The following is a 13579-nucleotide window of genomic DNA, read 5'->3' as shown; positions in this document are numbered from 1 at the left end:
GCGCACAGGGACATGAGGCCGCGCCCCCTCGCGGAGGTGATCGGCGGCGAAATCCCCGTCCGTCGAAGCCCGGGAAAATCATCTCCAAATTCCCTTCAAGGCCCTCAAAACCCCATCAAATCCACATGTAGCGTTGATTCCGTACATCTCACTAACGCATCCGATGCGTCGCAAACGACTCGCGCCATCTGCCCCGCGGGGGTCGGCCACGAATATCCGTCCGCCCCCTGCGCATCCCGCTGAAAATTAACCGAACCATGCGATGACATGCACGGCGCGGAGGTTTTGCTCGTGGAGCAATGGTCAAGGCGTGAAGACGAGCGGCTGCTCACCGGTGAGGGCCGCTACGTCGCCGACATGGACGTGCCGGGCTGCCTGGACGCCGTGTTCGTGAGGAGCGACGTCGCCCACGGCACGCTGCGCGAGGTGGACTGCTCCGCCGCCTGCGAGGTGCCGGGAGTGGTGGGGGCCTGGTCCGCCGCCGATCTCTCCGAGATGCCGCCGTGCGCGCAGTCGGCCGCCACGCTGCAGGACCTGCCTCCGGTTCCGTACGTGCTGCTCGCCCAGCTGTCCAACGAGGAGGCCGTGGCCGGCCGGGAGTGGCCGGTGCTGGTGAGGGACCGGGTGCGCTACCCGGGTGAGGCGCTCGCGGTGGTCCTGGGCGAGGACCGCTACCAGGCCGAGGACGGCGCCGCCGAGGTCACCTTCCGGATCGACCCGCTGCCCGCGGTGGTGACGCCGTCCGCCGCCGCGGACGACTCCGTGCGCCTGTTCGACGGCCTGAGCAACATCGCCCTGCTGGGGGAGACCGGGAAGCCGATCGAGGAGCCGGTGTGGCGGGAGGCGGCGGTCGTGGTGGAGGGCCGGTACCGCCAGCAGCTGCTGATGCCCACCCCCATGGAGTGCAGGACGATCCTCGCCGTGCCCGAGGGGGACGTGCTGACGGTGTGGTGCGGACACCAGATGCCGCACCGGTTGCGCCGGGAGCTGGCCGCGCTGCTGGGCGGGCGGGTCGAGCGGGTGCGCGTGGTGGTGCCGGACACCGGGGGCGCGTTCGGGTCGAAGAGCGCGACCTTCCCGGAGTTCATCGCGGTCGCCTTCCTCGCGGCGGAGCTCGGGCGTCCCGTCCGGTGGATCGAGGACCGGCTGGAGTCGATGACGGTCGCCACCCGGGGCCGGGGCCAGGACCAGAGGGTCAGGCTCGCCGCCGACGCCGACGGGCGCCTGCTCGCGTACGAGCTGAACATCGACGCCGACATCGGCGCCTACCCCCACCTCGGGGTCGGGCTGCCCATGCAGACCGCCTGGATGGCGACCGGTCCGTACACCACCCCGCGGGTGCACGCCACCGTCCGCTCGGTGGTCACCAACACCATGGTGACCTACCCGTACCGAGGCGCGGGGCGCCCAGAGGCGGCGATCGCGCTGGAGCGGTCGATGGACACGCTCGCCCGCGAGCTGGACATGGACCCGGCGGAGCTGCGGCGGCGCAACTTCATCCCGCCCGAGGACTTCCCGTACGAGACGCCCACCGGGCGGCGCTACGACAGCGGGAACTACGCCGCCGCGCTCGACCTGGCGCTGGAGACCCTCGGCTACGACGGGTGGCGGGCCGAGCGGGCCCGCCGCCGGACGGACCCCGGCGCCCTGCCCATCGGGATCGGCCTGTCCTGCTACGTGGAGCGCTCCGGCGGCGAACCGGGAGGGCTGCACGAGTTCGCCGGCGTCGAGGCACACGAGGACGGGACGCTCACCGCCCGCTGCGGCACGGCCTCCAGCGGCCAGGGCCACGAGACCGTCTTCCCCGCGCTGGTCGCCGAGACCCTCGGCGTGGACGGGGCACGGGTCCGGCTGGTCGAGGGCGACACCGACGAGCAGCCGGAAGGGGTCGGCTCCTTCGCCAGCCGGTCGGCGCAGGTGGCCGGCGCCGCGCTGCGGAAGGCCGCCACGATGCTCGTCGAGGAGGCACGGGCGCGGGCGGCTGCCCTGTGGGAGGTGCCGGAGGGGGAGGTGGCGTGGTCCGACGGCACCGTGCACACCGTCCACGACGGCTCGGCGGCGATGGACCTGGCCGAGCTGGTGAAGGCGACCGGGCCGATGCGGGTGGACGACCGGTTCGAGTCGGGCATGGCGTTCCCGTTCGGCGCCCACGCGGCGGTGGCGGAGGTCGATCCCGAGCTGGGTACCGTGCGCGTGCTGCGGCTGGTGGCGGTGGACGACTGCGGGGTGGTGCTCGATCCGGCCCTGGTGCACGGGCAGGCCCTCGGGTCGGCCGTCCAGGGCATCGGCCAGGCGCTGTACGAGGGCATCCCCTTCGACGAGAAAGGCGTGCCCCTGCTCGCCGGAGGGCTGCTGGACTACCTGCTGCCGACGTTCGCCGAGATCCCGCCCATCGAGATCAAGGACACCCGCACGCCGAGCCCCAGCACGCCGCTGGGCGCCAAGGGGGCCGGGGAGTCGGGCTGCATCGGCACTCCGGCCGCGATCGTCAACGCGGTGGCCGACGCGCTGCGGGTGGCCGACCCCTGCCTGCTGCAGATGCCGCTCACCCCGAACGTGGTGTGGCGGGCGGCCCGCGCCCCGAAGTTCGGCGACCCCGAGGAGCCCGAGGAGCCCGGCGAATCCAACGAGCCCGGGGAGCCCGGGGAGCCCGGGGAGTCCGAGGAGCCTGGGGAGGGGGTCCGGTGAAGCCCGCCGCCTTCGACTACGTCGTGCCGCGCACGGTGCGCGAGGCCGTCGACGCGCTCGGCTCCGGTCCGGGTGCCCGGATTCTCGCCGGCGGCCAGAGCCTCCTCCTGGAGATGCGCCTGCAGCGCGCCCGCCCCGAGCTGGTGATCGACATCAACTGGGTCGCCGAACTCGACCACCTGAGCGCGGGCGACGGCACGCTGCGGGTCGGCGCCCTGGTCCGCCACGCCGCCTTCGAGCCGGAGCGGGCCGTGCCCGGCCCGCTCGGCGCGCTCTTCTCCCGCGCCGTCGTCAACGTCGCCCACCCGCCCATCCGCTCCCGCGGCACCCTGGTGGGCAGCCTCGCCTGGGCGCACCCGGCCGCGGAATGGTGCGCCCTCGCCCTCGCCCTCGATGCCGTCATCGAGGTGCACGGCACCGGCGGCCCACGGGAGATCGCCGCCCGCGACTACTTCCTCGGGCCGTTCCTGACCTCGCGCACGCCGGACGAGCTCATCACCGCCGTACGGTTCCCGCTGCTCCCGGACGACACCGGCGTCGGGTTCGTCGAGCACCGGCGCACGCACTTCTGCTTCGCCCAGGTGGCCGTGGCGGCGACGCTCACCGCGTCCGACGGGGTGATCACCGAGGCGAGGATCGGGCTCGTCAACTGCGCCGACCGGCCGGTGCGGGCCCACGCCGCCGAGCGGACGCTGGTCGGCGCCGAGATCGCGCCCCCGGCCGGACACCGGGTGCCCGGCGACCACCCGTTCGCCCGCGCGGGCCGCGCCGCCGCCGAGCGGGACGCCGCGCCCCGGCCCGAGCCGTACGCCGACGTGGAGTACCGGCGCCAGGCCGTCGCCGTCCTGGTCGGCAGGACCCTGTGCGAGGCGGCGCGGGACCGGCTGTCGCGGGCCGGCACATCCGGAGGAGGCCACCGATGAGGATCACCGTCACGGTGAACGGCGAGGAACGCGCGCTCGACGTGGAGCCCCGGCGCGTTCTGGCCGACGTGCTGCGCGAGGACTGCCGCCTCACGGGCACGCATCTGGGCTGCGAGCACGGCGTCTGCGGGGCCTGCACGGTGCTGGTCGACGGCGAGGCCGTCCGGTCGTGCCTCGTGCTGGCCGTGCAGTGCGACGGCTGCTCGGTCCGTACCGTCGAGGGGCTGTCCGGTCCCGGCGGCGAGCCCCATCCGCTGCAGCGGGCCTTCTCCGCCGAGCACGCCCTGCAGTGCGGTTTCTGCACGCCGGGCTTCCTGATGGTGGCCGCCGGGGCGCTGGAGGCGGACCCCGCCGCCGGCACCGACCCGGAGCGCGTCGCCGCCCTGGTCGGCTCCAACCTCTGCCGGTGCACCGGCTACGAACCCATCCGGCGCGCGATCGCGCGTGCCGCGAACGAGTGGCCGCGGACCCCGCCCTGAGGTGATCTCCGGTCCTGTGACGACCTCCGCGAGAGCGGCGAACGAGGGTGACGAGCAAGGTGGCCTTCGTGAGAGGCGGCCTCCGCGAGAGCGGCGGGCGAAGACGACGAGCGAGGGCTCCGTGAGAGCGGCGGGCGAAGACGACCTCCGCGAGAGCGGCGGGGGAAGGCGACGGATGAGGAGGGGACGATGGCTGTGACGGGTGACATCCACGCGGGGATCGTCGACGTCCACGCGCACTGGCTGCCGCGAGAGCTGTTCGCCCTCCCGCCCGGCGGTTCACTGGCGGGCATGAACGAGCGCGACGGCGAGCTGTTCCTCGGTGATCTCCCGTTGTCGTTCCCGGCGGCGGCGATGAGCGACGTCGGCAGGCTCGTCGCCGACACCGCGAGAGCGGGTCTCGGTGTCCGCGCCATCTCGGCGCCGCCCTTCGCCTTCCCCGTCCACGCGCCGGCCGAGGCGGACGACTACGTCGCCTCCTACAACGAGCGGCTCGCCGAGGCCGTCGCGTCCGCGGACGGGGCGCTCGTGGGGCTCGGGCTGGTACGGCTGGACGACGTGGACGCCGCCCGGCGGGAGATGACGCGGCTGGCGGCGGCCGAGCGCGTCGCCGGTGTCGCCGTCCCGCCGCTCGTGGGGGGACGGTCCTACGGCGAGGGGGTCATGCGCGAGGTGCTCGGTGTCGCCGCGGAGCTGGATCTCGCGGTCCTGGTGCACCCGACGCAGTCGCCACGCCCCGAGTGGAAGGACCACTACCTGGCCAACCTGATCGGCAACCCGGTGGAGACCACCACCGCCGTGGCGTCGATGCTGCTGAGCGGTGTCATGGAGACGCTGCCGGACCTGCGGATCTGCTTCGTCCACGGCGGGGGCTGCGCGCCGTCCCTGCTCGGGCGGTGGGAACACGGCTGGCGGACGCGGGCGGAGGTGGGGCGGGGAAGCAGCCGCCCGCCCGCCGAATCGTTCTCCCTGCTGTACTTCGACACGGTCACCCATGACCCGGAGGTGCTGCGGCTGCTGAGGGCGCGTGCCTCGCGGGACCGGATCCTGTGCGGCAGCGACTACCCGTTCGACATGGCGCAGCCGGACCCCGCCCGCTTCCCGGTGGACAACGGGATCGACGCCGCGACGCTCGAGGCGAACGGCCGCGCCTTCCTGGGGCTGGGATCCCGCTCCTGACCTGGGCGGCTCCGTCCTTCCCCGCCGGGGCCGAGACGGAGGTGCCGGGACCTACTCGCTCAGCGTGATCGCGGCGGCGGGGCAGACGGCGGCGGCCTCGCGGACCAGGGCGTGCCGGTCCGCGCCGGGCTCGGGGTCGAGCAGGAGGACGATGCCGTCGTCGTCACGCTGGTCGAACACCTCCGGCGCGATCAGCACGCACTGGCCGGCGCCGCAGCACCTGTCCTCGTCCACGGTGACCTTCATGCCGGGTTCCTCTCTGTCGGCGGGGTGGGGCGGTGCCGGGTCACCAGCGGACCGGCACCGTGCGCAGGCCGCCGACGGCGAGCCCCTCCACGCGCTCCAGCTCCTCCACCGGGACGGCCAGCTCCAGGGACGGGAGCCTGCGCAGCAGCACCTCCAGCACGACCTGAAGCTCGGTGCGGGCCAGCGACTGGCCCAGGCAGGAGTGGGCGCCCACGCCGAAGGCCAGGTGCGGGTTCGGGCTGCGGCTCAGGTCCATCTCGGCGGCGGCCTCGAAGGCGCTCTCGTCCCGGTTGGCCGCGGCCATGCTGCACACCACGGTGGTGCCGCGGGGCAGGGTCGTGCCGCTCACCTCGGTCTCCTCGGGCAGATAGCGCGGCAGGCCGAAGCCGGAGTTGGCGTCGAGCCGCAGCGTCTCCTCCACCGCCGTGCGTACCAGCGACGGGTCGGCGAGCAGCCGCTCCCACCGGCCGCGGTCGGCCAGCAGCATGGAGACCATCTTGCCGATCATGTTGGCGGTGGTCTCGTGCCCGGCGACCAGCAGTCCCATGCCGGTGACCAGGATCTGGACGTCGGACAGCCCGCCGTCCTCGGGGCCGCCGACCGCGATCAGCTCGCTCAGCAGGTCCTCGCCCGGCTCGGCGCGCTTGGCGGTGACGTGCTCGGACATGTACTGGAAGAACTCCGCCTGGGCGGCCTCGGTCTCGGCCTTGCCGTAGCGGGTGAGGTTCAGCAGGGTGTCGGACCAGTACGAGAACCGGTCCCGGTCGGCGGCCGGCACGCCGAGCATGTCGCAGATGACGTACACCGGCAGCGGAAAGCCCAGCGCCGCCCTGAGGTCACCCGGCGCGCCGCGCTCGACCATCTCGTCGATGAGCTCCTCGGCGATCCGGGCCATCGAGGGCCGCAGGGCGGACATCCGCTTGGCGGTGAACCACTTGCCCACCAGGCGCCGCCAGTGCTGGTGCTCCTCGCCCCCGTCGGGGATGATCTGCGCCATCTCGCTGCTGAAGACCCCGCCGCCCTCCGCCGACAGCCGCGCCGCGTCGGGGGCGGTGAGCTGACGGGTGAAGCGCGGGTCGGCGAGCACCTTCCTGACGTCCTCGTAGCGGGTCAGCAGCGTCGCCCGGTCACCGCTGGGCAGCTCCACGTGCGCCACCGGGCACCTGCCGCGCAGCTCGGCCCATTCCGCGGGCGGATCCAGCGCCCTGTCGTTGGGGATCGGGTAGCGCAGGACCTGCTCGTTGGCACTCATGCGTCATCTCCTTGCGAACGGATGGATCGGGCGGGCCGTGTCGTGCGTGCCTGTACCGCGCTCCGCTGTCACGCGGGCGTGCGGGAAGGAGCCACACGCCAGGTGACGAATGCGCCTTCACGCTACCCTACACATGTCGGGAAACCTACACATGTAGTTTGACGGTAAAGTAAGAACGTGGCCACGACCAAGAACAGCAACTCCCCCTCCGGTGACCGGCGCGTGCGCCGCACCCACACGGCCCTGGCACGCGCCCTGATCGAGCTCGTCGAGGAGCGGGACCTGTCCCGGATCACCGTCGCCGACGTCGCCGAACGCGCCGGCGTGAGCCGCTCGACCTTCTACGACCACTACCGCGACGTCCACGAGCTCGCCGAGGCCGCCTGCACCGCGATGATCGACGGACTGATCGAGTCCCTGCCCGGCCCCGGCCCGGAGACGGCGGACCCGGAGCCGGAGGCGACCCAGTCGCTGGAGGCGTTCTTCGCCAGCCTCGCCGGGCACGCCGGGCTCTACCGCACCCTGCTGGGACCGCAGGGCAGCGCACGCGTCGTCGACCACATCCGCCGCCGCATCGCCGCGACCGTCTACGACCGCCTCCACCGGATCGCCGCCGGTGATCTGGCGGGATACTCCAGCCCGCCGTCGGACATCCCGCACGACGTCCCGGCCGCGTTCACCGCGGGGGCGCTCATCGGCGTGGCCGCCGACTGGCTCCAGCGCGGATGCCCGCGCCCCCCGGCCGAGATGGCCGCCCTCACCTGGCCGCTCTTCAGCGCGCTCTACCGCCGCGTCGACGCCGGAACGCCCACCTGAGAACACCCGCCCGCCGCGCCCCGGAAGGTCGTCCCGGGCGGGACCTTCGAGCCCCCGTGGGCCGGACAGGCGTGTCCACCGGCAACCCGCGTCGCCTCGCCCCACCGGCAAGATCGAGGTCCTGCCCCGTCGGCCGGGCGGTGTCGCACGCCGGGGTCGCCCCCGCCCTCGCGTCCTGCCCGGACCGCCGGGGGCACGGTGACGGAGCCGGAAGACCCCGGGTGTAGCGGGATCGGCGGAGGGGGCGATTAACATTCGTGAAGCGATTACGCGAGACCGCCCGCCGTCCCGGGCGTGCCCTGCCGAGGGGCGGGCTACAGTGACGGATCTCGTCGCGCAACCCGCCTCCCCACCGGCGGCGCCGGCCGACGACGGCGACGACACCCCGGCCTTCAAGGTCGTCGCGATCGGGGACGGAGCGGCGGGTAAGACCAACTTCCTCGCGATGCTGTACCAGCATCTGAGCGGCGATCCGGACTCCGAGCGCGGTTACCATCTGTCCACGGACATGGAGCGGCGGATCGTGCTGGACCGGCAGGCGGACCAGGCCGCCAGCCCGGGAATGGAGTGGGCCCAGTCCACCGAGTGGGTCGACGACCACATCAAACTGAGCTTCCAGGTCCCTCTCGTCGGCGGGCCCGCCGAGGTCCTGCACATCCTCTACACCGACTACCCCGGCGAGTATCTGCGCGACGACACGGCCGGGAACAAGGAGCAGCGCGAGAGCCTGAGACAGGCCATCGCCGAGGCGGACGCCATGTTCATGCTGGTCGACGGGGAGAGGATGCTCAACGCCTTCCAGGGCGGTGGCGAGCACGAACGGGAGTTCAGCGCCTCCCTGCGGGCGACCGTCGCGGAGGTGCAGCGCGGCCCCGCCGTCCACAGGTCCAGGGCCGCTCCCCCTCTCCAGGTGATCATCACCAAGTGGGACCTGCTCGTGGACGCCGGTTTCACCCTGGAGCAGGCGCGCGACGCGTTGGTCAGGGAAAAGAACTTCCGGGGAATGCTGGTCGCCCGGGACAAGAAGACCACCCAGGACGAACAGAAGGACCGGCGCAAAAAGCGGAACCGGGTGGCCGGATCCGCTCCCGGCCGGGTGCGCATCATCCCGGTCTCCGTCCTGGGGCCCGGCGCCGTCGAGCTGGTCGTCCAGGATCTCAACGGCGTCCCCACGGAGATGCGGGTGAAGAGAGAGGGTTTCCTGCACCGGCCGATCAACCTCGACGTCCCGCTCGCCGCGATCCTGCCCGACCGTCTGGATCAGATTCTCGCCGACATGAGCCCGCAGATGCGGCAGCGGGCGGAACGCCGGGCGAGGTGGGCCCGATTTCGCGCGAACCACCAGGGGGTGCGCCGTCTCGGCGGACAGGCGCTGGAGACGACACAGGAGATGTGGGGCGGCCTGGTCGGGATGATGCTCCTCCCCTGGGCCGGGAAGATCACGCAGGCGATGCTGGACCTGCTCTCCCAACATCTGCTCCAGCACGACGAGTTCGCGGTCGACCCCGCCGCCGCCGAGGCCAGAGCACAGGTCTTGCGCCGGATCGGCAACCAGTCCACCCAGGCACGCAGCGCGCTGCTGGAGGGATTCGCGGCCCGGGTGCGCCGGTTCGAGCAGGACTTCTCGGGCTGGGACGCCCAGGAGGGTCTCAAGCTGTGGCGCCAGGGCAACCAGGGCGGCGCATCGTGAATCCCCCGGTTCCGACGCTGTCCGCCTGGCCGTTCCTGGTCACCCGGGGAATCCTCCTGGGCTACCGGGTGGTGATCGCGCCGGAGTTCCTGGTCTCCGCGGGCGACGCCGGCGCGGTGTACGCCTCGGCCAGGACCGAACCGGGCCTCTCCACCACGGGCCCCATCACCCAGGTCGTGAAAGCCGCGAACGGCGAGCCGCTGACCCTGATCCACCGGCGACTGCCGGCCGCGGTCGACGACCTCGGCGCGGTCCCGCTCCGCGACCGCCACGGCCGCCCCTTCCCCCTGATCGAGGGCTACGCTCTGCGGGGCGCACACGAGGACGTCCTGGTCACCGACGAGCAGTGGCGGGAGCTACACCGGTTCGTGCTCTCCGGTTACCGCCGGTATCTGGCCGGGGAGTCGCAGGGCCCCCTGTTGATCCCCAGCCGCGAACACTCCCTCAACGCGCCCGCCACTCCCCCTGTCCGGCCGGCGCCCGCACCGAGGCCGTCCCCCCTCCCCGGCTTCGGCATCACCATGGTCGCGCTCGTGATAGTCGGCGCCGGTGTCGTCGCCGTCCTGCTCGTGCTCCTGCTGCGGTGACCCCCGTTCAGGAACGGCCACGCCCGGCCCGCGAACTCGGACGAGGCCCCGCGATGGTCCCCAGTCGCTAGCCGGGCGTCCCTTCGCGCTCGCCCCTTCGGGCGAGGCGCTCGACCTGCCCGTCGTGCACATCGCTCACCCACTCCCAGCCGGGCTTGGCCGATGGGCCGACCCGCGGGTCATCAGGAACACCGGGGACACCGGGGACACCGGAAACACGGCCCTCACGCAAGGCGAGCACGTACGCCCGATCCCGCTCGATCCGTGCGTTCACCTGATCGGCTCCGCCGACCGACCCGTGGCCGGGGACGACGACATCGACGCCACCCGCCACGCCCTCCAGCAGCCGCAGCGCTGCGAGGTAGTCCTCGATCGGGTCAGCGGTGCCGTCCAGGTCGAGCATCGGAACCAGGACGTCGGAGAGCATGTCGCCGGCGACGAGAACCCCGCGTTCCTCGATGAACAGCGCCGCGTGGCCGGGCGCGTGCGCCTGGTGCTCGATGATCCGGACTTGAGGGCCATCCCACGGGATCCGCGCCGTCTCGGCGGGCAGGGCGGTGATGAGGCCGTACAGGTCCAGCGGGACCCGCTCGGCGATGCCCGTCCCGAGCAGGTGGGCGGTGATGTCGGCCTTCGCCCCCGGGTCGGACAGCTGGTCCCGGACAGCGGCCGCGCAGCGGGCCGTGCCGTAACGAGGGGCGGTGCCGAGCTGGGGGTGCCAGAGCAGGTGGTCCCAATCCGGATGCGTCGAGAAGCCCGCCACGACGGTCCGGCCCGAATCGGACAGGTCGTTCGCGAGGCAGGCCATCTCGTGGTCCTGCACCCCGGGGTCGATGAGCAACACGCCGTCCCGGCCGTGCACGACCACGGCGTTGCTCTGACAGAACTCGCTCTCGTGGACCAGCACGCCCTCCGCTACCTGCCTCAGCACGGGCGACTCCTTCCGCTTGTGGTTTGCAACCGCTCGCCGAGACCGTAGTATCAAGCGGTGGCAAATTGCAAGCACTATGGGCGAAGCGTACGAGCCGCGGCCGGGGCGCCCGATCAACGCCACCGTCGAGGTGTCCGGTGATCGCTGGAGTCTGCTCGTCCTCCGCGACATCGCCCTCGGACACCGCCGCCGTTTCCGAGAGCCGCACGCCGGCTCGGAGGAGGGAATCGCCCCGGATATTCTCGCCGACCGGCTCAAGCGACTCGTCGAGCCGGGATCGCTCACCCGTGAGGGCACGCGAGCCGGTCAGCGGGCGCGCGGCCTGAGCTCACCTCATCCGTCCGGCCGCGCGGGCGAGCCGGAACGGCGGGCCGCTCAGCCGGAGATCACCGCGACGTCGGGTCCCAGCAGCGGAAAGCGTTCGAGCACCTCCGGGTCGTGGCCCGCGACCACGAGGCGCGGCCCGCCTGCCAGCTGCCCGATCCTGTCGAAGGCTTCGTACATGCCCGTCATGCTGTGCAGGATCGGGAAGGGCCGGTCGTCCTCCAGGTTCTCGTAGAAGTGGGCGGCGTCGGAGGCGAGGACGACGTCGCCGCGCGCGGTGTTGACGCGCACCACCTGCATGCCCGCGGTGTGCCCGCCGACCAGATGGACGCTCAGGCCGGGCACGACGTCGGCGTCGCCGTCCACCAGCGTCATGCGCCCGTCCTCGCGGGCGGCCAGCAGGTGGGCCAGGTCGTCGTCGTTCAGCAGCCAGCGTTCCCTGGTGACGCGGTCCGCCCAGGGCCCGGTCCAGTAGTCGAGCTCCGCCCGCTGCAGGACGTAGCGGGCGGAGGTGAACTCGCGCGCGGTGCCGGTGTGGTCGTAGTGCAGGTGGGTCAGCACCACGTGGCCGACGGAGTCCGCGGGTACGCCCAGCGCGGCCACGGCCTCCACCGGCGAGGTGCGGTAGTCCAGCCCCTCGACGCCCTGGGCGCGCGTGCGGCTGATGCCGGTGTCGACGACGACGGTGTGCCGCTCGGAGACCGCGAGCCACACGTAGTACGAGGTGGGATGCGACTGCCCCGCGCGGGCGTCGTAGCCGTGGAAGTGCTCCCCGCGCCGGGCGTCGCGCACGGCGTAGCGGAGGGCGTAGACGCGGAACTCGTTCACGCTTCCACCGGCTCCGTACGCTTGAGGCCGAGCTGCTCGGTGGGGACCCGGTAGGTCTCCCGGCCGGTCGCCACCGCGGCCACGTTGACCAGGCACAGTACCGCCACGATGACCGACACGCCGAACCAGCTCTCCTTGCCCGTGCCCGCCAGCGCGGTGGCCACCGTAGGCGCGAAGCCGGCGATCGCGAAGCCGATCTGGGTGCCGACCGCCATGCCGGACAGCCGCACCTTGGTGGTGAACATCTCGCCGTAGAACGAGGGCCAGACCGCGCTGGTGGCGCTGTGCACGACGCCGAACATCGCGATGCCCAGCACGAAGATCAGGGCGTAGCTGCCGGTGGAGATCGACCACAGGTAGGCGAACATCAGCACCCCGCAGCCCAGCGACCCGCCGATGAAGACCGGCTTGCGGCCGATCCTGTCCGACAGGATGCCCCACAGCGGGATGCTGATCACCGCGGCGACGTTGGCCAGGACGCCCACCCACAGCATGGGGCCTCGCTCCAGCCCCATGGTGTTGACCGCGTAGGACAGGGCGTGGACGGTGAAGATCGTGCTCACCGAGGCGATGACCGCGGCCACGACGACCCGCAGCACGTCCTTCCAGTGCTCGCGGAAGAGCACGGCCAGCGGGAGCTTCGCGACGGTGTTGTCGGCGACCTCCTGCTCGAACGCGGGCGTCTCCTCCAGGGTGCGCCGGATGATCAGCCCGACCACGGCCACCACGATGCTCAGCCAGAACGGCACCCGCCAGCCCCAGCTCAGCAGCTGCTCCTCGGGCAGCGCGGCGATCGGCAGGAAGACGGCGGTGGCGATGATCTGCCCGGCCTGGGTGCCGTTGAGGGTGAAGCTGGTGTAGAAGGCACGCCGTCCAGGCGGGGCGTGCTCCAGCGTCATGGAGTTGGCACCCGCCTGCTCGCCGGAGACGGAGAAGCCCTGCAGCAGGCGCAGCAGCACGAGCAGGATCGGCGCGAGCACGCCGACCTCGTCGTAGGTGGGCAGGCAGCCGACCAGGAACGTCGACACGCCCATCATCACCAGGGTGATGACCAGCACCTTCTTGCGGCCGAACTTGTCGCCCACGTGCCCGAGGACGAAGGCGCCCACCGGCCTGGCCAGATAGCCGACGCCGAAGGTCGCCAACGCCAGGAGCGTGCCCGTCGCGGGCGAGGAGGACGGAAAGAAGATCTTGCTGAAGACCAGCGCGGCCGCGGTGCCGTAGATGAAGAAGTCGTAGTACTCCAAGGCACTGCCGATCCAGGCCGCCGCGGCCGCCTTGCGGGGTTTACCCTGCACTGTCACGGGTGCTCCTCATGCTGGGAGGTTAGGGGGATGGCGCGATGGCAGGAAACTAACTCACCGGTTCGTACATTACAAGGGTGTTGCCAATCGGTTACCTGCCGGACCCGTGCCCGCGCTCGTCCGGGGCGGCGGCGCCCGGACGGAGACCGGCGGGGTGCCGGCATCGTGTTCCGGGTACGTCGCACGTCAGCGGTGTGACGCGACCCGGTTCACCCCCGCCCGCCGGGCACGCGAAGGCACGCCGACGCCGCCACGGACACTGACACGGACACGGACACGGACACGGACATGGACGCCGGCATGGGCATGGACACCGACATGGGCACGGACGC

General features: G+C 72.3%; 12 protein-coding genes. 7 read left to right on the top strand and 5 right to left on the bottom strand.

Translation table 11 applies throughout. The features are described 5' to 3' along the window. Positions 1-291 precede the first annotated feature (291 nt). From ACFFRH_RS36175 to ACFFRH_RS36160, 4 genes are all read left to right on the top strand, one after another. Positions 292-2688: a xanthine dehydrogenase family protein molybdopterin-binding subunit gene (locus ACFFRH_RS36175; protein WP_344745744.1), complete on the top strand. Its 2397-nt coding sequence runs from the start codon at positions 292-294 to the stop codon at positions 2686-2688. Then, positions 2685-3611 (top strand): FAD binding domain-containing protein, encoded by a 927-nt coding sequence (locus ACFFRH_RS36170; protein ID WP_344745745.1) that lies wholly within the window; start codon positions 2685-2687, stop codon positions 3609-3611. Before ACFFRH_RS36175 ends, ACFFRH_RS36170 begins: the two co-directional genes overlap by 4 nt. After that, positions 3608-4090: a (2Fe-2S)-binding protein gene (locus tag ACFFRH_RS36165; RefSeq protein WP_344745746.1), complete on the top strand. Its 483-nt coding sequence runs from the start codon at positions 3608-3610 to the stop codon at positions 4088-4090. The genes ACFFRH_RS36170 and ACFFRH_RS36165 overlap by 4 nt, the downstream gene beginning before the upstream one ends. A gap of 189 nt (positions 4091-4279) precedes the next feature. Continuing rightward, positions 4280-5269, top strand: coding sequence for an amidohydrolase family protein (locus tag ACFFRH_RS36160; RefSeq protein WP_344745747.1), 990 nt, complete (start codon positions 4280-4282; stop codon positions 5267-5269). A 51-nt stretch (positions 5270-5320) separates the two neighbouring features. Here the strand turns inward: ACFFRH_RS36160 and ACFFRH_RS36155 are convergent, their stop codons facing one another. Together ACFFRH_RS36155 and ACFFRH_RS36150 are read right to left on the bottom strand one after the other, a co-directional pair. Further along, positions 5321-5515 carry a ferredoxin gene (locus ACFFRH_RS36155; protein ID WP_344745748.1) on the bottom strand — a complete coding sequence of 65 codons (195 nt, stop codon included), beginning with the start codon at positions 5513-5515 and terminating at the stop codon, positions 5321-5323. 40 nt (positions 5516-5555) lie between these two features. Next, entirely contained in the window at positions 5556-6767 is a 1212-nt protein-coding gene (locus tag ACFFRH_RS36150; RefSeq protein ID WP_344745749.1) for a cytochrome P450, read from the bottom strand. A 177-nt stretch (positions 6768-6944) separates the two neighbouring features. Between ACFFRH_RS36150 and ACFFRH_RS36145 the strand changes: the two genes are divergently transcribed. From ACFFRH_RS36145 to ACFFRH_RS36135, 3 genes are all read left to right on the top strand, one after another. Then, on the top strand, positions 6945-7583 hold the full coding sequence (locus ACFFRH_RS36145) for a TetR/AcrR family transcriptional regulator (RefSeq protein WP_386161985.1): 639 nt from the start codon (positions 6945-6947) through the stop codon (positions 7581-7583). Between the two features lie 319 nt (positions 7584-7902). Beyond that, complete coding sequence (locus tag ACFFRH_RS36140) at positions 7903-9273, top strand: TRAFAC clade GTPase domain-containing protein (RefSeq protein WP_344745752.1); 1371 nt, start codon at positions 7903-7905, stop codon at positions 9271-9273. Continuing rightward, positions 9270-9860, top strand: coding sequence for a hypothetical protein (locus tag ACFFRH_RS36135; protein ID WP_386161983.1), 591 nt, complete (start codon positions 9270-9272; stop codon positions 9858-9860). Before ACFFRH_RS36140 ends, ACFFRH_RS36135 begins: the two co-directional genes overlap by 4 nt. Positions 9861-9927: 67 nt before the next feature. On the opposite strand, the gene ACFFRH_RS36130 is transcribed toward ACFFRH_RS36135, so the two are convergent. The 3 genes from ACFFRH_RS36130 to ACFFRH_RS36120 all read right to left on the bottom strand — a co-directional run bounded on the left by ACFFRH_RS36130 (position 9928) and on the right by ACFFRH_RS36120 (position 13247). Next, positions 9928-10791: an MBL fold metallo-hydrolase gene (locus tag ACFFRH_RS36130; protein WP_386161981.1), complete on the bottom strand. Its 864-nt coding sequence runs from the start codon at positions 10789-10791 to the stop codon at positions 9928-9930. A gap of 375 nt (positions 10792-11166) precedes the next feature. Next, positions 11167-11943: an N-acyl homoserine lactonase family protein gene (locus ACFFRH_RS36125; protein WP_344745755.1), complete on the bottom strand. Its 777-nt coding sequence runs from the start codon at positions 11941-11943 to the stop codon at positions 11167-11169. Next, on the bottom strand, positions 11940-13247 hold the full coding sequence (locus ACFFRH_RS36120; RefSeq protein ID WP_344745756.1) for an MFS transporter: 1308 nt from the start codon (positions 13245-13247) through the stop codon (positions 11940-11942). The genes ACFFRH_RS36125 and ACFFRH_RS36120 overlap by 4 nt, the downstream gene beginning before the upstream one ends. Positions 13248-13579: the final 332 nt, after the last annotated feature.

It is taken from the genome of Streptosporangium vulgare, from assembly GCF_042428775.1.
In the GTDB taxonomy this organism is placed as follows: domain Bacteria; phylum Actinomycetota; class Actinomycetes; order Streptosporangiales; family Streptosporangiaceae; genus Streptosporangium; species Streptosporangium vulgare.
Note: the sequence above shows the minus strand (reverse complement) of the source record. Positions and strands in the feature narration are given on the sequence as shown.

What these genes read in the sequence shown, in the direction of transcription:
- ACFFRH_RS36165 (WP_344745746.1), top strand. Translation starts at nt 3,608, where the DNA reads ATGAGGATCACCGTCACGGTGAACGGCGAGGAACGCGCGCTCGACGTG.
- ACFFRH_RS36160 (WP_344745747.1), top strand. Translation starts at nt 4,280, where the DNA reads ATGGCTGTGACGGGTGACATCCACGCGGGGATCGTCGACGTCCACGCG.
- ACFFRH_RS36155 (WP_344745748.1), bottom strand. Translation starts at nt 5,515, where the DNA reads ATGAAGGTCACCGTGGACGAGGACAGGTGCTGCGGCGCCGGCCAGTGC.
- ACFFRH_RS36150 (WP_344745749.1), bottom strand. Translation starts at nt 6,767, where the DNA reads ATGAGTGCCAACGAGCAGGTCCTGCGCTACCCGATCCCCAACGACAGG.